The following is an 18,290-nucleotide window of genomic DNA, read 5'->3' as shown; positions in this document are numbered from 1 at the left end:
GAAAGGCCGTCATGGCAGCACCCTCCACGCGAGGGCAGAGCGGCACCGCCGCGCTGCTCCTGTCCCCCTTCCTCGCCCTGTTCGCCGCCGTCACCCTCGCGCCGCTGCTGTACGCGGCCTGGCTGAGCCTGTTCACCACCCGCACCTCGGGCCTCGGGTTCGGAGGCGTGGAGAGCGTCTTCGCCGGCTGGGACAACTACGGACGAGCCCTCGCCGACCCGGAGTTCCGCGACGGCTTCCTCGTCGTCGCCGCCTACTGCGCCGTCTACATCCCGGTGATGATCGGGGGCGCGCTCGTCCTCGCCCTGCTGCTCGACAGCGGCCTCGCCAAGGCCCGCTCCTTCTTCCAGCTCGCGCTCTTCCTGCCGCACGCGGTGCCCGGGCTGATCGCCGCGCTGATCTGGGTGTACCTCTACACGCCCGGCCTCAGCCCGGTCGTCGACCTCCTCCAGTCCGCAGACCTCCACGTCGACTTCCTCTCCGCCGACAACGCCGTCCTGTCCGCGGCGAACATCGCCGTCTGGGAGTGGACCGGCTACAACATGGTGATCTTCTACGCGGCCCTCCAGGCCGTACCCCGCGAGACGCTGGACGCGGCGAAGGTCGACGGCGCGGGCGCCGTCCGGACGGCGCTGTCGGTCAAGCTGCCGATGATCCGCTCCGCGGTGACCCTCGCCGTCCTCTTCACCGTCATCGGCTCCATCCAGCTCTTCACCGAGCCGAAGGTCATCTACAACGCGTCCACCGCGATCGGCAGCAGCTGGACCCCGAACATGTACGTCCAGACGGCCGCGTTCCAGAACAACGACTTCGGCCTGGCGGCGGCCGCGTCGCTGCTGATCGCCCTGTTCGCCGCCGCGCTCTCCTTCGTCGTCACCCGTATCTCACGCCGCGGGAGCCAGCCGTGACCACCCCCTCCACCCTTCCCCCCGCGTCCGTCCCCGCTCCGCCGCCCGCACCCGCGGCGCCGGCGCCGCCCGCCGCGCCGCACCGCTCGCGCCGGCGCCGCGCCGCCAAGCCGCCGACGGCCCTGCTCTCCAGGACCGCGGTCACCGCGCTCCTGGCCCTCGCCACCGTGTACACCCTGGCCCCCCTGACCTGGCTGCTCCTCTCCTCCACGAAGAGCCGCGGCGACCTGTTCGGCACCAACGGCTTCGCCCCCGGCCGCGAGGTCCACCTGGCCGAGAACCTGCGGCACCTCTTCTCCGCCGACGGCGGCGTCTACCTGCGCTGGATGCTCAACACCGTGGCGTACGCGGGCGTCGGGGCCCTGCTGGCGGCGCTGTTCAGCGTCGCGGCCGGCTACGCCTTCGACAAGCTCGCGTTCCCGGGCAAGGAACGGCTGTTCTCCCTCGTCCTCCTGGGCGTGATGGTCCCGGGCACGGCACTGGCCGTCCCGCTCTACCTGCTCGCCGCCAAGGCCGGCCTGGTCAACACCTTCTGGGGCGTCTTCCTGCCCGGGCTGGTCTTCCCGTTCGGCGTGTACCTGGCCCGCGTCTTCAGCGCCGCCTACGTGCCCGGCGAGGTCCTGGAAGCGGCGCGGATGGACGGCGCCGGCGAGTTCCGGGCCTTCTGCCGCATCGCGCTCCCCATGCTCGTGCCCGGCTTCGTCACCATCTTCCTCTTCCAGTTCACCCAGATCTGGAACAGCTTCTTCCTGCCCCTGGTGATGCTCTCGGACCAGGACCTGTACCCGGTCAACCTCGGCCTCTACGTCTGGTACTCGTCCGCGCTCTCCCAGGGCCACCCCGAGGACTATCTGCTGGCCGTCGTCGGCTCACTGGTCGCCGTGGCCCCGCTCATCGCCGTCTTCCTGATGCTCCAGCGGTTCTGGAAGTCCGGGATGACCGCCGGCGCTGTCAAGTAGCCCTTCACCGTGAGGAATCACCCCATGCAGACCCCGTCCCCGACCGCGGACCCGACCCCGACCGAGGCCCCGACCGAGGCCCCGGCCACCCGCCCCCGCGCCCTGTTCGCCATGGCCCGCCGCCACCGGGACGCGCTCTTCCCGCCGGCCGTGACCCGCCGCCTGACCACGTACGTCGAGATCGACCCGGAGCGCGTGGTGGACGACTTCGCCCGGGAACCCGCGCTGGACGACGTGGAACTCCTGATCACCTCCTGGGGGTGCCCCGTCCTCGACGAGCGGGCGCTGGCGCGCATGCCGGCCCTGAAGGCCGTGGTCCACGCCGCGGGCAGCGTGAAGCACCACGTCACCCGGGAGTGCTGGGACCGGGGCCTGAAGGTCTCCTCGGCCGCGGCCGCCAACGCCGTCCCCGTCGCCGAGTACACCGTCGCCGCGATCCTCTTCGCCAACAAGCGCGTCCTCGACATCGGGGGCCTCTACCGCGAGCACCGGGCCCCGCTGGACTGGGCGCGCCTGTACCCCGGGTTCGGCAACTACCGCCGCACGGTGGGCGTGGTCGGCGCGTCGCTCGTCGGGCGGAAGGTGCTCGAACTGCTGCGGCCGCACGACCTCGACCTCCTCCTCGCGGACCCCCACGTCGACACGGAGCGCGCCGCCGCGCTGGGCGCCCGCCACGTGGAACTGGACGAACTGATCGGCCGCTCGGACGTCGTCACGCTGCACGCCCCGGCCCTGCCCGAGACCCGCCACCTCATGGACGCGCGCAGGCTCTCGCTCATGCGGGACGGCGCCACGCTCGTCAACACGGCACGGGGCTCCCTCGTCGACACCGACGCCCTCACCACCGAGGCCGTGCGCGGGCGTATCCACGCCGTCATCGACGTCACCGAACCCGAGGCGCTGCCCGCCGACTCGCCGCTCTACTCCCTGCCCAACGTCCTGCTGACCCCGCACATCGCCGGCTCGCTCGGCGGCGAACTCCTGCGCATCTCCGCGGACGTCCTCGACGAGGTCGAGCGCTACTGCTCCGGCGCGCCGTTCGCCCATGCCGTCCACGAGGCGGCGCTGGCCCACTCGGCCTGACACGCCCCCGCCCGCGGACGCCGCACCCCCGCGTACGCCGCACCCCCGCACCCCGCACACCCCCGCCCGACGAAACAGGAGTCCCCATGGCATCCATCCCGTCCATCGACAGGCGTCAGCTCCTCCGCGCGGGCGGTGCCCTCGGGCTCGCCGCGGCCGCGAGCCCGCTGCTCGCGGCACCGGCACAGGCCGCGCCGGCCGGCACGACGGTCACCGATCTGGGCCCCGCCATCGAGCAGTTCGCGCTGATGAGCGGGCTCCTCGTCGGCGACACCGTCTACATCGGCTCCCGCAACCTCACGCCGACGCAGGTCATCGGCTTCCACCTGCCGAGCCGCCGGGTGCGGACCCGTACCGTCCTCGGCACCGGCCACTCGGTCCAGGCGCTCGCCGCCGACCCCGCCGGCAGGTACCTGTACGCCGGGATCCTGACGAAGGCCGACGAGGGCGGGCCGAACCTCTTCCGCTGGGATCTGACCACCCCGGACGTCCCGGCGGTGGGCGTCGGCCGCACCGAGGACCGCGACATCCGCGAACTCGCCGTCGCCCCGGACGGCACCGTGTACGCCGTGGGCGGCGTGCCGGGCAAGGCGCCCGCGCTGTGGCGGTACGACCCGCGCTCCGGCGTCACGGCGAACCTGGGCGTCCCGGACCCCAGGGCCACCCTGGCCAGGGCGGTCGCCGCCACGGACACGACCGTCTTCTTCGGGGCCGGAAGCACCCTGGGAGGCGGCGGCGGGGCGAGCAGGGCATCGCTGTACGCCTATGACCGGGCGGCCGGCACCTTCACCGACGTCACGCCGCCCGAGATGGAGAAGGATCCCAGCGTCCGCGAGATCGCCGTCGCCGGCGACCGGCTCCTCGTCAGCAGCGCGGGCTCGACGGAACCCGCCAAGCTCGCCGTGATGGACCTGGCCGACCTCTCCTCGTACACGCTCGCGCGTTCGGGGGACCACGTGGTCAAGAACCTGACGGTCTCCGGCGACCTGGTCCGCTTCGTCACCGAGTCCGGGCTGTACTCCCACGCGATGAGCACGGGCGTCTCGGAGCGGGTCGTGTTCGACGGACCGGACCTCGGCGAGGTCTGGGGTCTCGACCACTCCGGCGGCGGCCTGGTCCTCGTCTCCGGCTACGGGTTCGTCGCGGAGATCGACCCCGCCACCGGGGCGTCGGTCGTCACCGACCTCGGCGCGGCGGGCGCCCCCGTCATGCCCCAGACGGTGATGGGCATCGCCGCCGACCGGCGGCACGTCTACGTCGGCGGGAACAACGTCATCGCCCGCCACGACCTGCGGACCGGCACGGTCGTCAACCTGCGGGCGCCTGGCGAGGCGAAGGACGCCGAAGTGCTCGACGGCGTCCTCTACACGGGCCAGTACAGCGCGCAGGGCATCTGGGCCTACGATCCCCGCACCCGCCCGCAGCCGTACCGGATCGCCGAGTTCCCCAGCGAGCAGAACCGCCCGCTCGACGTCTGCCACGACCCCGTCAACGACCTCCTCCTGGTCGGCGTACAGTCCGACACCGAGGGCGGCGGCTCCCTGTGGACCTTCTCGCCCGCCACGGGCGAGAAGTCGGTCCACGTCAACCCGGTCGACGACCTCCAGCTCGTACGGGCCGTCGCCACGCGGGACGGCGTCGCCTACCTCGGCGGGGACAACCCCACCGCGCAGGGGACGAGGGGGACGCTCGTCGCCTTCGACCCGGTGGCGGGCCGGGAACTGTGGCGCGTCGACCTCCCCTTCGCCACCGGCGTCGCGGCCCTGGCCGTCCGCCGCCGCCACCTGTACGGACTCACCAGGCGGGGCGGCTTCTTCGTCGTCGACCTGAGGCGCCGCACGCTGATCCACACCGCCGACCACCGAGCCCTGTGCCCCGGCTTCGCCGCGATGGTCACCAGCCGCGGAGTGGTCTACGGCGTCTCCGACACCGACCTCTTCCGCTTCCACCCCGAGACCTTCGCCGTCAGCACGGTCCTCCCGGCCGCCGACGGCGCCTGGTACAGCGGCCCGCACGTCAACGCCGACAGCCGGGGCCGCCTCTACACGATGCGGGGCCACCACCTCGTCCGCGTCGACGACCGCCCCGGTTTCTGACCCGACCCGACGGCCCCCGAACAGCCGGCGCCCCGCCCGTCACGCCCCGAAGGGCGGGGCGCCGCCCAGGAGGAGCCCCCCCGTGAGACACGTCATCGCACTCGACGCGAGCGGCACCGAGACGAGGGCCGCACTGGTCGCACTGGACGGGACACCGCTGTACGAGACGAGGCGCCCCACCACGACGACACCACCCCTCGGCCTGGCCGAGGACCTTCGCGGCCACGGCCGGAAGCACTTCGGCGCACAGGCGGAGGCCGCGGCCCTGGCGACCGGGCCCGGCCGCACGGACCCCCGGACGAGGGAGCTGCTCAGCCGCGCGCTGGGAGACGTCCCGGTCGTGCTGGAACACGGCGTCCGCGCGGCCGCACTGGCCGAGGCCCGCATCGGGGCGGGCCGCGAGAGGGACCGCTTCCTGTTCGTGTCACCGGACCGGACCGTCACGGGAGCGATCGTCCTCGACGGCCGGATCGAGGCCGGCGCCGGCCACGCCGGAGCGATCGGCCACCTCACCGTACGACCGGACGGCCGACCCTGCCCCTGCGGCCGCAGGGGCTGCCTGGACACCCTGGCCTCGACCGCCGCGATCACCCGCGCCTGGCGGCGGGCGACCGGAACAGCCACCGCCGACGCCCTCGCCTGCGCCCGGGCCGCCGACGCCGGGGACAAGGCCGCGGCCGAGGTCTGGCGGACGGCCGTCGACGCCCTGGCCGACGCCCTCGCCACGGCACTCACGATCCTGGACCCCGGCACCGTGATCGTCGGCGGAGCCCTCGCCAGGACGGGGGAGACCCTCCTGACCCCCCTGCGGCGGGCGGTGACGGACCGCCTCACGTTCCAGAAGCGTCCCGCCGTCGTCGCGGCCGCCCTCGACGACGCCGCCTACCGGGGCGCGGGACTCCTGGCCCGGGACCTGGTCGCCGGGTCCGTGCCCGCCGCGGCCCCGGACGCGCTCTAGTGGCGGAAGAAGATCCGGTCCCCGTACTCGTTCATCACGCGGCCGTTCCACTCGTGTCCGCCGTCCACGTTGCCGGAGCGGAGGAGGGGAGGCTCGATGCCCCGGCGGACCAGGTCCTCGGCGGCGGCGGCCATGGTGGCCTGCATGAGGGCGCTGGTGACGACGGTGGAGGCGGGGGCGAAGGGGGCTTCGATGCCCTCGTGGGTGAGTTCCGCGTCGCCGATGGCGATCTTGGAGTCGAGGACGATGTCGCAGTGGTCCTTGAGATACGAACCGGACACGTGGCGTGACTTCGTCTCGGTCGCGTACGCCACCGAGGTGACGCCGATGACGGTGAGGCCGAGGGCGCGGGCGTTCATCGCCATCTCGACGGGCAGGGCGTTGCGCCCGGAGAGCGAGATGATGATCAGGACGTCCCCGGCCTTGGCGGGGGAGGAGTCGAGGACGGCGCCCGCGAGGCCGTCGACCCGCTCCAGGGCGGAGCCGAGGGTGGCGGGCATGACGTCGACGCCGACGACGCCGGGGACGGCGAGCAGGTTCATGAGGGCGAGGCCGCCGGCGCGGTAGACGACGTCCTGGGCGGCGAGGGAGGAGTGGCCCGCGCCGAAGGCGAAGAGGCGGTTGCCGTTGGCGACGGCCTCGGCGATCGCGGCCCCGGCAGCGGCGATCTCGGCGGAGTCCTCGTCGCGGACCTGCTGGAGCAGGCCGATCGCGGCGTCGAAGAACTGTCCGGCCAGTTTGCTCTCGCCCATGGCGGCGGCTCCTTCTCGTCGTGGTCGCGGCTCACGGTGCGGTCTGGACCATTGCTCTGTCAATACCGCCTCACCCGGTGAGGCCCGGTTGTCGGCGCGATGCGTCAGAATTGGGGCAGGGCCAGCGCACGACTCATCGAGGGGCACGTATGTCCGGACTGATCGACACAACGGAGATGTATCTCCGCACCATCCTCGAGCTTGAGGAGGAAGGTGTGGTCCCCATGCGTGCCCGGATCGCCGAGCGGCTCGACCAGAGCGGCCCCACGGTGAGCCAGACGGTGGCCCGGATGGAGCGCGACGGCCTGGTGGCCGTGGCGAGTGACCGCCATCTGGAGCTGACGGACGAGGGCCGTCGCCTCGCCACCCGCGTCATGCGCAAGCACCGGCTCGCCGAGTGCCTGCTCGTCGACGTGATCGGCCTGGAGTGGGAGCAGGTGCACGCGGAGGCGTGTCGCTGGGAGCACGTGATGAGCGAGGCCGTGGAGCGGAGGGTCCTGGAGCTGCTGCGTCACCCGACGGAGTCGCCGTACGGCAACCCGATCCCGGGTCTTGAGGAGCTGGGCGAGAAGGCGGAGGCGGAGGCGTTCCTCGACGACTCGATGGTCTCCCTCGCCGACCTGGACGCGAGCGGCGGCAAGACGGTCGTCGTGCGCCGGATCGGGGAGCCGATCCAGACGGACGCCCAGCTGATGTACACGCTGCGGAGGGCGGGCGTGCAGCCCGGTTCCGTGGTGTCGGTGACGGAGTCGCCGGGCGGTGTCCTGGTGGGCAGCAGCGGCGAGGCCGCCGAGCTGGACGCGGAGGTCGCGGCGCACGTCTTCGTCGCGAAGCGCTGACGCTTCTCCGGTACGCGAGCGAGGGGCGCCCGGTCTGCCGGGCGCCCCTCGGCCGTGTCCGCCACCCGTCCGTCAGAGGTACGGAGCGAGCACGCCCCACAGGCCGAGCGCGAGGACGCCGAGGGCGGCGAGCGTGCCGAAGAAGTACTGCACCACCACGAAGGGCAGCCACTTCCGCTGGAGGTGGCGGCTGGGTTTCTGCGGGTCGTAGACGACCTGGATGTGCGGCGTCGAGTTGCTCGAGCCGCGCTGGAGGTACTCGTTGCCGTGGGTGTCGGTGTACTTGTAGAACTCCGACCGCTTTCCGTTCGGGTAATGGTCGGCAGTGGCCAGGACGGTGACGCCGCGCCGGTTGAGCACCCATCGGTCCCAGAGGTTGCTCACGACGGCGAGGACGCTGAGCAGGCCGATGAGCGTCCCGAACCCGGCGACGAAGGCGATGAAGCCCATCTCGCCGCCGTGGGCGACGGTGGTCCACCACACGTAGCCGGTGTAGGCGGCCAGGAAGGCCACGCTCCAGCCGAGCACCTTCCACCAGGGAATCGCCCCCGGGTCGTCCGTGACGGTGACCAGGGAGCTGCCGGCCGGGTCCCGCTCCTCGGGGAGGGCGGCGTCCAGGGCCGTGTGGAACAGCGCGGTCGCCGTCGGGTTGCCTCCCATGACCCAGTGAGGGGCGCCGTCGGTCAGGACGACCTTGAGGGACGTCTCGGTGTCCCGCCGGACTTCCCTGATGGCGGCGAGGGGGATTTCCTTGCGCGTGTCGGCCGTCGTGACGACGAGCCGCTCGCCTTCGAGGACGGCCGATTCGGCGCCCTTGGTGAGTATCTGGGGTGACAGCACGCTTCGTGGACCGGGGAGGGCGCGATCAGGTTGTACGGATCCGGGTCACGAAGGCGTATCGACTCGGCCGCGTCGGCTCCGCCGCAAGGCCCAACGGCCCTTGCGCGCCCCGTTTTACGCCGGAATGCTCACGCCCGCGCCCTCGTCGTGCCACGCTGGTGAGAGCCGGGCGTGGAGGGGGTGGGGCCATGAGGGCTGCGGACGACAGAGGGCCCCGGCGCCTTCCGGCGCCGGGGCCTGTCCTCCCCTGTGCTGACCTGGAGCCCCGAGCTCTCAAGGTCATTCCCCTCGGACCGTTTTTCCCCGAGCGGTCCGCCTCCCGCTCAAGATCTCCCCTCGGCAGCGCGCGTCAATCCTTGAGCCCTGTCACTCGAACGAGGGGTGTTGCGTGGCAGGAGCGCATTTTCGAATGCGAGTTCGATAGTCTGGCGAGGTTCGACGGAAAAGAGGGGGTGCCGGAACCATGGCGCGACGACTCGACGTCACCGGGGCCGACGGCGTCCGGCTGACGGCCTGGGATCACACACCCGGACCCGGCGGCCACACACCCGGACCGGGCGGCTCCGTGCCCGGCCCCGGCGGCACCGGCGGCCCCGCACCCGGCGGCACCGTTCCCCGCCCCGCGCGGGCCGCGGCCCCGGCCGCCCGGCAGGCCGCGGGGCCCGGGGTGTTACTGCTCCACGGCCTGATGGGCCACGCGGGCCACTGGGAGCCCGCCGTCCGCCGCCTGACGGGCGGTCACCGGATCGTGGCCCTCGACCAGCGCGGCCACGGCGCGAGCGAGAAGCCCGCCGGCGGCCCGTTCACCCGTGAGGCGTACGTGGCGGACGCCGCCGCCGTCGTCGAGCAGCTCGGCCTCGGCCCGGTCACCCTCGTCGGCCACTCCATGGGCGCCCTGACGGCCTGGCAGCTGGCCGCCGAACGCCCGGACCTCGTGCGGGCCCTGGTCATCTGCGACATGCGGGCCTCGGCGCTCGGGGCGGCCTCGCAGCGCGCCTGGCAGAACTGGTTCCGCGGCTGGCCCGCGCCGTTCCCGTCCCTGGAGGCGGTCCACCGCTGGTTCGGCGCCGACGACCCCTGGGTGGAGACCCCGAACCCGGCGAGGGGCGCCTTCTTCGCCGAGGTGATGACCCGCCACCCCGACGGCTGGCGGCCGGTGTTCGACCCGGAACAGATGCTGACCTCCCGCGAGACCTGGGTGCACGACGCCCACTGGGACTCGCTCGCCCAGGTCCGCTGCCCGACCCTCGTCGTCCGCGGCCTCGACGGCGAACTGGGCCGCGCCGAGGCCCAGGAGATGGTCCGGGTCCTGCCCCACGGGGCGTACGCGGAGATCCCCGACGCGGGCCACCTCCTCCACTACACCCACCCGGAGGCATGGGGCGAGGCGGTGGAGCCCTTCCTGAACGGGGCGCTCACCCCCTGACGGAGAGGGGGCGGACCTCCTCCCGGGATCGGCGGCGGCGGGCGGACGGGCGGCCGTACCATGATCGTCCCCTGACAACCGACCCGGAGGTCGACCCATGCCGCAGCTGTCCCGCCGTACGGTCCTGCGCGGCCTCGGAGCAGGAGCGGGCGCCGCCGTCGCGGCCCCCGCGCTGCTCGCGGGCACGGCGGTGGCGGCCCCGGCCGTCCCGGGCCTCCGGACCGGCGACAACCCGGTCGTCCGGGAGAACAGGGCGCCCGGCTCCGGCCGTTGGGCCGTCGGCTGCGACGAGACCAGCGGCGTGGACCCGGTCCACCCCGAGATCGAGGGCCGCGCCGACCGGGACTCCGTCGCCCCCGGCGAGACCCTGCGCCTCCGCCTCTCCACGGCCGGCGCGACCGTGTCGGTCTACCGGATCGGCCACTACGGCGGCGCGCGCGCCCGGCACCTCCTCACGGAGACCGGGGTCGGCACGGTCTGGACCCTGGAGGTCCCCGACACGTGGGTCTCGGGCCTCCACCTCGCCGTGCTCACCACGCCCGGCGGCCACCGCGCCCACGTCCACTTCGTCGTCCGGGAGCCCGCCCGCCCCTCGGGCGTCCTGCATGTCGTCTCCGGTGACGTCGGCGCGGAGGCGAGCGTCGTCCGCTGGCTGGAGGAGGAGGGCTACGACGTCACGTACGCCACCGGCCGGGACGTCCGCGAGGGCCGCGTGAGCCCGGCTCGCTACGGCGTCCTCGTCCACATCGGCACCCGCCCCGCCGCCGCCCGCGGCGCCCGCGTGGTCGCGCTGCCCCGCCCCTTCGCGCTCAGCGAGCCGGGCCGGACCGAGGAGGCGGCCCGGCAGGCCGCCGCCGCGGCCGTCGAGGCGGCGGCGCCGTCCGCCCCCGCGGCCGTCAGCAGGTCCAGAAGCTGACGTCCGCGCCGATCCAGCCCTTGAATCCGCGGTCGTCGTAGAGCGTCACCCAGCCGTCGGTCGTCACCTCCAGCCGTACGGTCAGGGGCTGGCCCGTCACGTACGCGCCGGAGACCACGCCGACCAGCCGCTGCGTCCGGTTCGGCCGCGCGGGCACCGGCAGCCGGAACAGCCTCGCCGTGGTGGGCCAGCCGGTCGTCTTGTCGACCCGGTCCAGCGAGAAGTGCAGGTGCACCTGGTCGCCGAGGAGCCGGTACTGCGGGATGTACGCCGGGCTGTTCGGGGCGAACTGGGCGGTGTCGAAGGAGACCGGCACCCACGGGTTGGTCTCCGGGTACGGGAAGCGGCCCGCGTGGAAACGACGCGCGCCGGAGGCCCCGCCCGCGATGCCGAACGCCAGGTTCGCCGGGGCGCCGGCGCTCTCGTACACGCACAGTCCCTCGGGCTCGCGGTCGGAGACCGTCGGGAACGCGGTGAGCGGCACGTCCTGCACGACCGCCCCGGTGTCCCACCGGGTGCAGGTCACCCTGGACTCGCCCTCCGGCACGCCGTACAGGGTGTACACGTGGTCCCCGAGGCTCGTGTAGCCCTGGAGGGTCCGGCCCGAGGCGGTGAAGGGCAGCGTGGCCAGCGGGGTGTACGTCCCGGCCGCGACCGCGTCCAGGTCGTAGCGGTCGATGCCGCCGACCCCCGCGTCGGACGACTTGTCGTTCGACTGCCAGCGGTAGACCAGCTCCCGCCGCGTCGGGTCGATCGTCGCCGACACCCGGTACACGGACTCGCTCGGCCGGGGCCGGTGGAAGGTGACGACGGAGGCCGGGGCGGAGGCGTCCGACGCGTTGACGGTGCCGCCCGGCACGTACGGGATACGGGCCAGGGCCGAGGCCCAGTGCCCCTTCGGCATCGCGTCGGTCCACAGGAACACCGCGTTCCCGGTCCGCTCGACGCCTATGTTCGCCCCGTGCCCCGCGCGCTCGACGTGCATCGAGTCCACGACGTCGCCGTCCTCGCTGAGCCGCGTGACGAGGATCCGCTCCTGGTCGGCGGTGGTGACGTCCCGCTGGCACACGTACCAGTGCCGGCCGACGACCTCCCAGAAGAACGACTGGCCGACGCTGTTCTGGGACGCCAGCTGCACCGCGTTCAGCAGGACGGGGGGCGCGACGGCGGAAGCAAGCGTGATCATGCGGCAACCTCTCAAGATCGACAAGAGGCCGAGACTACGGCCCCCGCCCTCCCGGCGGACCGGAAGACCCAGGTGAAGCGGCCATTCCGGAAAGCGTCGCCTTCTGAGCCACCCGGGCACTCTCGTGGAGAAACGCTCCGGAGACCGATGAGTTTCCGGACGACCGCCGGTCATAGTTCATGGTTGGCGCGCAGCGGCCGCTCACGAGCGGGGGGTGCGCACCGGCCGAACCACCGAGACCGGACACGAGACACAGAGGAACCCCGGATGCGCACTCTCATCAGCACCGCCTTCATCTCCCTCGACGGCGTCGTGGAGGGCCCGGGCGGCGAGCCCGGCTACCGCAACTCGGGGTGGACGTTCAAGGACGTCGAGTTCCTCCCGGAGGCGTACGAGATCAAGGGGCGGGAGCAGAAGGAATCCGCCGCGATGCTGCTGGGCCGGACCAGCTACGAGGCGTTCAGCCCCGTGTGGCCGGACATGGAGGAGTTCGGCGACTACAAGGTGATGCCGAAGTACGTCGTCTCCACCACCCTCACCGAGGACGACCTGGTGACGAACTGGGGCGACACCACGATCCTGCGCAGCCTCGACGACGTCGCCGCGCTCAAGGAGACCGACGGCGGCCCGATCATCATCCACGGCAGCGCCACCCTCACCCGCGCCCTCGCCGACGCCGGCCTCGTCGACCGCTACCACCTCCTCGTCTTCCCCCTCCTCCTCGGCGCCGGCAAGCGCCTCTTCAGCACCACCGACAAGGCCACCCAGAAGCTCAGGCTCGTCGAGCACGAGACCTACGCCAACGGCATCCAGAAGAACGTCTTCGACGTCGTCCGCTAGGCGAATTCGGTTGCCGCCGGCCGGCGCGGTCGGATAGGAAGCTCGCATGTTGAGGGGCGGCAAGGTCGGGCTCAGGGCCCGGCACGAGGACGACATCCCGGTTCTGCGGACCGAGCTCTACGACGACGTGGTGAACGGCTCGCGGGCGGAGGGAAGGCCGTGGCGTCCGATCACGCCGGGGTCGAACGACCCGAGGCTGGTGGTGGACGACACGGAGCAGGGGCATGTCCCTTTCTCCGTCGTGGAGTCGGAGGGCGGCACGCTGATCGGCATGGCGACGCTCTGGGGCATCGACACCCACAGCCGGGCCGCGCACATCGGCCTCGGGCTGCTGCCCGCCGCCCGGGGCAAGGGCTACGGCACGGACGTCGTCGCGGTGCTGTGCCACTACGGCTTCGTCGTGCGCGGGCTGCACCGGCTGCAGATCGAGACGCTGGCGGACAACGCGGCCATGCTGCGCTCCGCCGAGCGGAACGGGTTCGTCCGTGAGGGTGTGCTCCGTTCCTCGGCCTGGGTGCTGGGGGAGTTCCTCGACGAGGTGCTGCTCGGCCTCCTGGCCGAGGACTGGAAGCCGGCCCCGAACGCCTGAGGCGCGCGCCCGCTAGCGGGAGAGGCGCCAGACCCGGTCCTCGCCCGTCTCGGCCGGGGCCCTGGGGGCGGTGGGGTCGCTCGGCCGGAGCGTGTCGGTGAAGCCGAGGCGGGCGGGGACGGCGCCGCTCGCGTGGTTGGCGGCGTCGTGGACGATCTCGACGCAGTCGACATCGGGGAGGAGGAACGCCTCGTCGGTGAGGGCGCGGGCGGCCCGGGTGGCGACCCCGCGGCCCGTGGCGGACGGGTGGAGCCAGTAGCCGATCTCGAGGGTGCCGGCCTCGGTGTCCTCGTACCGGTGCAGCCCGCAGGAGCCGACGATCGCGCCGTCGAGGACGACCGCGTACGTGAACTCCCACCCGCTCGCCCAGCGTTCGACCCGGCTGTCGAGGAAGGCGGTCGCCCTGGCCAGGCTGTGTTCTTGGACCCACGGCATCCAGGGCCGCAGGTGGTCGAGCGACTCCTCGATGACCTGGAAGAACTCGGCGAGGTCCGCCTCGGCGTCGAACGCGCGCAGGGTGAGCTCGGCGTCGACGTCGAGCAGGGGGCGTGGCTGCGTGAGGGTCATGAGGCGAGGATCGTACGGGGCGATCACGCCGGGCAAGGGAATTCTCCCTGGCGAGGGTCACCCCCCGTGAGGAGCCGACGGTTCCGGGGCGGCAGGGGCCCTCGTGGCCACGGCTCGGTCACATCTCCCCTGACACGACCGCGAGTTCGCGTCCATCGCCGAGGATGGGACACATGCCTCCCTTCCCCTCCCGCCCGGCCGCCGGCGCCCTCCTGCTCCTCGCCCTCGCCGCCCTCACCGGGGGCTGCGCCGACCCCGCCGACGACCCGCGCGCGACCGCGTCCCGCGAGGGCATGCGGTTCTGCCCGTCGCCGGAAGAGCCGCCGCTCGCACCGGGGACGCCGTGCATCTCGCAGGACCCCGCGCAGAAGTACGCCGAGAACCACGCCTTCCAGAAGGAGATGGAGATCGGCGAGGAGGAACGCGCCGCGGCACAGGGCAAGGCGGAGGCTCTCGCGAAGGCCCTGCGGGGTCTGGCGGGGAAGCCGGTGGGGCAGGCGGAGGTCCAGGCGGCGGCCGGTGCCGCGCTCGGCCTGGAGCCGGACCGGATCGAGTACCGGGAGGGCGCCCGGGGCGCGGCCCTGACGAGCGTCGACGTCGGCGGCGGCCGCACCAAGGTCTGCGTCAAGGGCAACATCGACGAACAGGGAACCGTGACGGCCGAGGTCTCGGGCCGCACGATGGACGGGACCTGCCTGCCGGGCCTCGGCGGCCACTGACCCGGCCGGCACCCGCGGCACCCGGAACGAACAGCCGCGACGAGCAGCCGCGACGAACCACCGCGACAACCGGCCGCGACGAACCGTCGGAACGAACACGGGGCGGCACCAGGTGTCTCCACCCGGCACCGCCCCGGACGGGCGGGCGGCGACTAGCCCTTGCTCACCGCCGTCAGGATCTCCGGCAGGCGCCTCGCCGTGCGCGGGGCCGCCAGCTTGAGGCCCGCGAGCAGGAGCAGCGCGCCGTAGAGCGTGCCGGCGGGGAGCACCAGCCAGAGCAGGGAGCTCTGGTCGGAGACGTGGAGGTAGATCGTGGCGCCGATGAGCGGGGAGCAGAGGAGCGAGGCCACGATCATGCCGCCCATGATCGAGATCCAGGCCAGGCCGCCCTGGCCGGGGGCCACGTTCTTGTAGCCGCTGTCCTGGGGAATCGAGTACGGGAAGCTCGCCGAGGTCACGGCGCCGGTGGCGACCATCGCGCCGAGGAGGCCGAGGGCGAGGCCGAGGGCTTCGGGGAGGCGTGACCAGTCGTCGAGTACGCCCGCGGTGATCGCGGTGACGAGCACCGTGTACGGCAGGGTGATCGAGAGGAGCGCGAGGGCCCGGGAGCGGAGTTCGGCATAGGCGTCGGCGGAGGTCGAGATGGTCTGGGCGACCATCCAGAACGCCGAGCTGTCCTGACCGAACTGGTTGTACATGAGCATGCCGAGCATGCCGGAGGCGAAGCAGGCGAAGTAGATCGAGCCCGAGCCCTGGAAGGCGTTGAACAGCGGGACGATCAGACCGATGGCCAGCGAGGTCACCCACGACGCCTTCGTCTTCGGGTCGCGCCACACGTACCGCAGGCTGCGCTCCATGACGGCGCCGGTGCGCCCGCCCGGCAGCAGACGGGCGAGCCGTCCCGTGCCGGACTTCTCGCGGGCGCCCGCGCCGGAGGCCGCGCCGATCGTGGAGCCGTCCGGTTCGACCATCAGCCGCACCAGGCTCCGCTGCCACCAGTAGAGCAGCGCCACCAGGGTGGCCGCCGTGAGCAGCAGGCGGACCGCGGCGACCGCGTAGTCGCCCTGGCTCGCGGAGTCGACCGCGCCGATCGCGGCGGCGGGCGGGAGCCAGCCGACGACGGCCGTGGCCGGTTCGAGGGACTCCAGGCCGCCGGTCCTGCCCAGGCGCTGGGCGCCGAAGTTCACGAGCTGCATGCCGACGGCGATGACCAGGCCGCTGAGCAGGGCCAGGTCACGGCCCTTGCGGGAGGTCAGCAGCCGTACGTTGGCGGCGGCGACGGCCCGGGACAGCGCCACGCACGTCACGGCCGTGAGCGGTACGGCGAGGACGGCGGCGGCGACTCCGGCGGCGCCGTGCGCGAGGGACAGGGCCGCGCCCAGCGCCAGGAAGAGGGTGAGGGCGGGCCCCACGCCGACGAGGGAGGCCACCAGCAGCGCCCTGACCAGCGGCCGGGGCCGCAGCGGCAGCATCACGAGCCGCGAGGGGTCGAGGGTCTCGTCGCCGCTCGGGATGAACAGCGGCATCACCGTCCAGGACAGCGCGATGACCCCCGTGAGGAGCACCGCGACGGAGTCGGCGTCCGCGTTGCCCCGCATGAGGACGAAGGCGAGGACTATCGCCGCCGCGAAGAGGAACCCGAAGACGATCGAGAGGATGTACGCGGCGGTCCGCCCGCCGGACTGCCGCAGCCCGTTCCGCAGCAGCGACAGCTTGAGCCGTACGAAGACGGACGTCAGCGACGGCACCGGGGAGGCGGGAGAGCCGGTGAGCGGCGCAGTGGCGGTACTCATCGCTGCGTACCGCCCGTGGCACCGGCGCCCGAACCGGCCGCGCCCGCCGCCGGGGAGCCCGAACCCGCGCCGCCGCCCAGCCAGTCGAGGGAGTCGCCGGCCGCCTCGCGGCCGTTCGCGCCGACGAGTTCCAGGAACGCGGCCTGGAGGGAGGGCGCCGAGCCGCGGACCTCGGCGAGCGTGCCCTGGGCGCGGATCTGGCCGGCGGCCATCACGGCGACCCAGTCGCAGAGCGACTCGACGAGCTCCATGACGTGGCTGGAGAAGACGACGGTCGCGCCGGAGGAGGTGTACCGCTCCAGGACGCCGCGGATGGTCTGGGCGGAGACCGGGTCGACGCCCTCGAAGGGCTCGTCGAGGAAGAGGACCTCGGGGTTGTGGAGGAGGGCGGCGGCGAGGCCGATCTTCTTCCGCATGCCGGTCGAGTAGTCGACGACCAGCTTGTTCTGCGAACCGGCGAGGTCGAGCACGTCGAGGAGCTGGGCGGCGCGCTTGTCGACCTCGGCGCCCGGGAGCCCTCGCAGTCGGCCGCTGTAGGCGAGGAGTTCGCGGCCGGAGAGGCGCTCGAAGAGCCGCAGGCCCTCCGGGAGGATGCCGATGCGCGCCTTGACCTGGGCGACCGACTCCGGGTCGGCCCACACGTCGTGCCCGGCGACGAGCACCCGCCCCTGGTCGGGGCGCAGCAGACCGGTGATCATGGAGAGCGTGGTGGTCTTGCCGGCGCCGTTGGGCCCCACGAGCCCGATGAACCGGCCCGCCGGCAGCACCAGGTCGATCCCGCTCACGGCGATCTGCCGGCCGAATCGCTTCCACAGTCCCTCGACACGCACAGCGGGCGCCGCACCGTCGCCCGGTGCGGCGCCCACCTTGTCGAACGCTCCGTCAAATGCCTGGTCAGGCATGGTCCTTCAACCCCTCGGTCGTCCCCGTACTTACGGGCACCACCATACGGGTGAGGCCGTGCGGCCCCCGGAGTCATTTCTGGCGGCTGCGCGCCTCCGCCGCTTCCCGGCCACACGCGTACGCGAGGGCGCTGATCAGCTCCTCGGCGTCCGGGAGCCAGCGGTTCGCCGGGGTCGGGCGGCGCGCCCACTGGACGGCGCCGAAGCCGCCGATCCGGGTCGGCGGGGCCGCGACGTAATGGCCCTCGCCGCGCGTCACGAGGTCGATCGCGGCGGGCGTCCAGCCGAGCTTGCGGACGAGGTCCGGCACCTTGGTGGCGGCACCCGGCAGGACGAAGAAGTACATCCGGCGGTCCGGGGTGCAGGTCACGGGGCCGAGCGTCAGCTCCATGCGCTCCATGCGGGCGAGCGCGAGGAAGCCGGCGGACTCGGGCACCTCGATCGCGTCGAAGGTGCGGCCGGTCGGCAGCAGGATCGACGCCTTCGGCGTCTTCGACCACATGCGCCGCGCCCCGACGCCGCTTCCGGTGGCCTGGGTCGACCAGTCGGGCTTGACCGCGTGCGCGCCGGGGACGGCGCACTCCGCGCCGCAGGAGCAGCGCTCCCTGCCCTCGACGGCCTCAAGCCAGGTCCCGGGGAACACGTCCCAGTGCCGCTCTTCCGCGTACCGCACGGCGCTGTCCAGCAGCTGCTCGCCTCGCTGCTGGGGGATCTGTGCGGCTTCCGTGACTCCGATGGTCTCTTCCACGGTGAGCACAACTTCCCCCGTCACCTGGGGTTACGGGCGCGGCGGCGAGCGTGTTGACGCATCGATCCTGCACGCGGGGCGCATGGGTGCACGGGCGGGGGCGCGCGGAGGGGTGGGGAGCGGGGGTGGGTACGCACAGGTGGGGGCGCCGGCGGCGGTCGCGGCAGGC

At 73.1% G+C, this 18,290-nt stretch carries 18 protein-coding genes; 11 read left to right on the top strand and 7 right to left on the bottom strand.

What is annotated here, in order from left to right; translation table 11 throughout:
* The first annotated feature begins 11 nt into the window (after positions 1-11).
* The 5 genes from ACFVZH_RS12135 (at position 12) to ACFVZH_RS12115 (ending at position 6,004) form a co-directional block, all read left to right on the top strand.
* Complete coding sequence (locus tag ACFVZH_RS12135; RefSeq protein ID WP_384895897.1) at positions 12-908, top strand: carbohydrate ABC transporter permease; 897 nt, start codon at positions 12-14, stop codon at positions 906-908.
* Positions 905-1,867, top strand: coding sequence for a carbohydrate ABC transporter permease (locus ACFVZH_RS12130; RefSeq protein ID WP_384895895.1), 963 nt, complete (start codon positions 905-907; stop codon positions 1,865-1,867). Before ACFVZH_RS12135 ends, ACFVZH_RS12130 begins: the two co-directional genes overlap by 4 nt.
* A gap of 111 nt (positions 1,868-1,978) precedes the next feature.
* Positions 1,979-2,950: a hydroxyacid dehydrogenase gene (locus tag ACFVZH_RS12125; protein ID WP_384895958.1), complete on the top strand. Its 972-nt coding sequence runs from the start codon at positions 1,979-1,981 to the stop codon at positions 2,948-2,950.
* 86 nt (positions 2,951-3,036) lie between these two features.
* On the top strand, positions 3,037-5,046 hold the full coding sequence (locus ACFVZH_RS12120; RefSeq protein ID WP_384895893.1) for a PQQ-binding-like beta-propeller repeat protein: 2,010 nt from the start codon (positions 3,037-3,039) through the stop codon (positions 5,044-5,046).
* Between the two features lie 82 nt (positions 5,047-5,128).
* On the top strand, positions 5,129-6,004 hold the full coding sequence (locus tag ACFVZH_RS12115; RefSeq protein ID WP_384895891.1) for an ROK family protein: 876 nt from the start codon (positions 5,129-5,131) through the stop codon (positions 6,002-6,004).
* Here ACFVZH_RS12115 and ACFVZH_RS12110 read toward each other — a convergent pair.
* The gene (locus ACFVZH_RS12110) at positions 6,001-6,756 is read right to left on the bottom strand and encodes an SIS domain-containing protein (protein WP_384895889.1); all 756 of its coding nucleotides are present in this window, start codon (positions 6,754-6,756) and stop codon (positions 6,001-6,003) included. The genes ACFVZH_RS12115 and ACFVZH_RS12110 overlap by 4 nt on opposite strands.
* Positions 6,757-6,905: 149 nt before the next feature.
* Between ACFVZH_RS12110 and ACFVZH_RS12105 the strand changes: the two genes are divergently transcribed.
* On the top strand, positions 6,906-7,595 hold the full coding sequence (locus ACFVZH_RS12105) for a metal-dependent transcriptional regulator (RefSeq protein ID WP_055642001.1): 690 nt from the start codon (positions 6,906-6,908) through the stop codon (positions 7,593-7,595).
* 72 nt (positions 7,596-7,667) lie between these two features.
* On the opposite strand, the gene ACFVZH_RS12100 is transcribed toward ACFVZH_RS12105, so the two are convergent.
* Positions 7,668-8,435, bottom strand: coding sequence for a DUF3592 domain-containing protein (locus ACFVZH_RS12100; protein ID WP_384895887.1), 768 nt, complete (start codon positions 8,433-8,435; stop codon positions 7,668-7,670).
* Positions 8,436-8,898: 463 nt separating this feature from the next.
* Here ACFVZH_RS12100 and ACFVZH_RS12095 point away from each other — a divergent pair, with 463 nt between their 5' ends.
* Both ACFVZH_RS12095 and ACFVZH_RS12090 read left to right on the top strand, forming a co-directional pair.
* Positions 8,899-9,861 (top strand): alpha/beta fold hydrolase, encoded by a 963-nt coding sequence (locus ACFVZH_RS12095; RefSeq protein ID WP_384895885.1) that lies wholly within the window; start codon positions 8,899-8,901, stop codon positions 9,859-9,861.
* A 97-nt stretch (positions 9,862-9,958) separates the two neighbouring features.
* Positions 9,959-10,777: a N,N-dimethylformamidase beta subunit family domain-containing protein gene (locus tag ACFVZH_RS12090; protein ID WP_384895883.1), complete on the top strand. Its 819-nt coding sequence runs from the start codon at positions 9,959-9,961 to the stop codon at positions 10,775-10,777.
* Here the strand turns inward: ACFVZH_RS12090 and ACFVZH_RS12085 are convergent.
* Complete coding sequence (locus ACFVZH_RS12085) at positions 10,758-11,963, bottom strand: hypothetical protein (protein ID WP_384895881.1); 1,206 nt, start codon at positions 11,961-11,963, stop codon at positions 10,758-10,760. The genes ACFVZH_RS12090 and ACFVZH_RS12085 overlap by 20 nt on opposite strands.
* 267 nt (positions 11,964-12,230) lie before the next feature.
* Between ACFVZH_RS12085 and ACFVZH_RS12080 the strand changes: the two genes are divergently transcribed.
* Positions 12,231-12,803: a dihydrofolate reductase family protein gene (locus tag ACFVZH_RS12080; protein WP_384895879.1), complete on the top strand. Its 573-nt coding sequence runs from the start codon at positions 12,231-12,233 to the stop codon at positions 12,801-12,803.
* A 46-nt stretch (positions 12,804-12,849) separates the two neighbouring features.
* Complete coding sequence (locus ACFVZH_RS12075; RefSeq protein ID WP_384895877.1) at positions 12,850-13,392, top strand: GNAT family N-acetyltransferase; 543 nt, start codon at positions 12,850-12,852, stop codon at positions 13,390-13,392.
* A 12-nt stretch (positions 13,393-13,404) separates the two neighbouring features.
* On the opposite strand, the gene ACFVZH_RS12070 is transcribed toward ACFVZH_RS12075, so the two are convergent.
* On the bottom strand, positions 13,405-13,959 hold the full coding sequence (locus ACFVZH_RS12070; protein ID WP_384895875.1) for a GNAT family N-acetyltransferase: 555 nt from the start codon (positions 13,957-13,959) through the stop codon (positions 13,405-13,407).
* A 173-nt stretch (positions 13,960-14,132) separates the two neighbouring features.
* On the opposite strand from ACFVZH_RS12070, the gene ACFVZH_RS12065 reads away from it, so the two are divergent.
* Positions 14,133-14,678, top strand: a complete 546-nt coding sequence (locus ACFVZH_RS12065; protein ID WP_384895873.1) for a precorrin-3B C(17)-methyltransferase — start codon at positions 14,133-14,135, stop codon at positions 14,676-14,678.
* Between the two features lie 152 nt (positions 14,679-14,830).
* Here the strand turns inward: ACFVZH_RS12065 and ACFVZH_RS12060 are convergent, their stop codons facing one another.
* From ACFVZH_RS12060 to ACFVZH_RS12050, 3 genes are all read right to left on the bottom strand, one after another.
* On the bottom strand, positions 14,831-16,471 hold the full coding sequence (locus tag ACFVZH_RS12060; RefSeq protein ID WP_384895871.1) for a transporter: 1,641 nt from the start codon (positions 16,469-16,471) through the stop codon (positions 14,831-14,833).
* Positions 16,468-17,373, bottom strand: coding sequence for an ABC transporter ATP-binding protein (locus ACFVZH_RS12055; RefSeq protein ID WP_384895869.1), 906 nt, complete (start codon positions 17,371-17,373; stop codon positions 16,468-16,470). The genes ACFVZH_RS12060 and ACFVZH_RS12055 overlap by 4 nt, the downstream gene beginning before the upstream one ends.
* 73 nt (positions 17,374-17,446) lie before the next feature.
* Positions 17,447-18,130 (bottom strand): bifunctional DNA primase/polymerase, encoded by a 684-nt coding sequence (locus tag ACFVZH_RS12050; RefSeq protein ID WP_384895867.1) that lies wholly within the window; start codon positions 18,128-18,130, stop codon positions 17,447-17,449.
* Positions 18,131-18,290: the final 160 nt, after the last annotated feature.

It is taken from the genome of Streptomyces sp. NPDC059534 (assembly GCF_042743475.1).
In the GTDB taxonomy this organism is placed as follows: Bacteria; Actinomycetota; Actinomycetes; order Streptomycetales; family Streptomycetaceae; genus Streptomyces.
Note: the sequence above shows the minus strand (reverse complement) of the source record. Positions and strands in the feature narration are given on the sequence as shown.

What these genes read in the sequence shown, in the direction of transcription:
- ACFVZH_RS12135 (WP_384895897.1), top strand. Translation starts at nt 12, where the DNA reads ATGGCAGCACCCTCCACGCGAGGGCAGAGCGGCACCGCCGCGCTGCTC.
- ACFVZH_RS12125 (WP_384895958.1), top strand. Translation starts at nt 1,979, where the DNA reads ATGGCCCGCCGCCACCGGGACGCGCTCTTCCCGCCGGCCGTGACCCGC.
- ACFVZH_RS12120 (WP_384895893.1), top strand. Translation starts at nt 3,037, where the DNA reads ATGGCATCCATCCCGTCCATCGACAGGCGTCAGCTCCTCCGCGCGGGC.
- ACFVZH_RS12110 (WP_384895889.1), bottom strand. Translation starts at nt 6,756, where the DNA reads ATGGGCGAGAGCAAACTGGCCGGACAGTTCTTCGACGCCGCGATCGGC.
- ACFVZH_RS12105 (WP_055642001.1), top strand. Translation starts at nt 6,906, where the DNA reads ATGTCCGGACTGATCGACACAACGGAGATGTATCTCCGCACCATCCTC.
- ACFVZH_RS12095 (WP_384895885.1), top strand. Translation starts at nt 8,899, where the DNA reads ATGGCGCGACGACTCGACGTCACCGGGGCCGACGGCGTCCGGCTGACG.
- ACFVZH_RS12090 (WP_384895883.1), top strand. Translation starts at nt 9,959, where the DNA reads ATGCCGCAGCTGTCCCGCCGTACGGTCCTGCGCGGCCTCGGAGCAGGA.
- ACFVZH_RS12085 (WP_384895881.1), bottom strand. Translation starts at nt 11,963, where the DNA reads ATGATCACGCTTGCTTCCGCCGTCGCGCCCCCCGTCCTGCTGAACGCG.
- ACFVZH_RS12080 (WP_384895879.1), top strand. Translation starts at nt 12,231, where the DNA reads ATGCGCACTCTCATCAGCACCGCCTTCATCTCCCTCGACGGCGTCGTG.
- ACFVZH_RS12075 (WP_384895877.1), top strand. Translation starts at nt 12,850, where the DNA reads ATGTTGAGGGGCGGCAAGGTCGGGCTCAGGGCCCGGCACGAGGACGAC.
- ACFVZH_RS12070 (WP_384895875.1), bottom strand. Translation starts at nt 13,959, where the DNA reads ATGACCCTCACGCAGCCACGCCCCCTGCTCGACGTCGACGCCGAGCTC.
- ACFVZH_RS12065 (WP_384895873.1), top strand. Translation starts at nt 14,133, where the DNA reads ATGCCTCCCTTCCCCTCCCGCCCGGCCGCCGGCGCCCTCCTGCTCCTC.
- ACFVZH_RS12060 (WP_384895871.1), bottom strand. Translation starts at nt 16,471, where the DNA reads ATGAGTACCGCCACTGCGCCGCTCACCGGCTCTCCCGCCTCCCCGGTG.
- ACFVZH_RS12055 (WP_384895869.1), bottom strand. Translation starts at nt 17,373, where the DNA reads ATGCCTGACCAGGCATTTGACGGAGCGTTCGACAAGGTGGGCGCCGCA.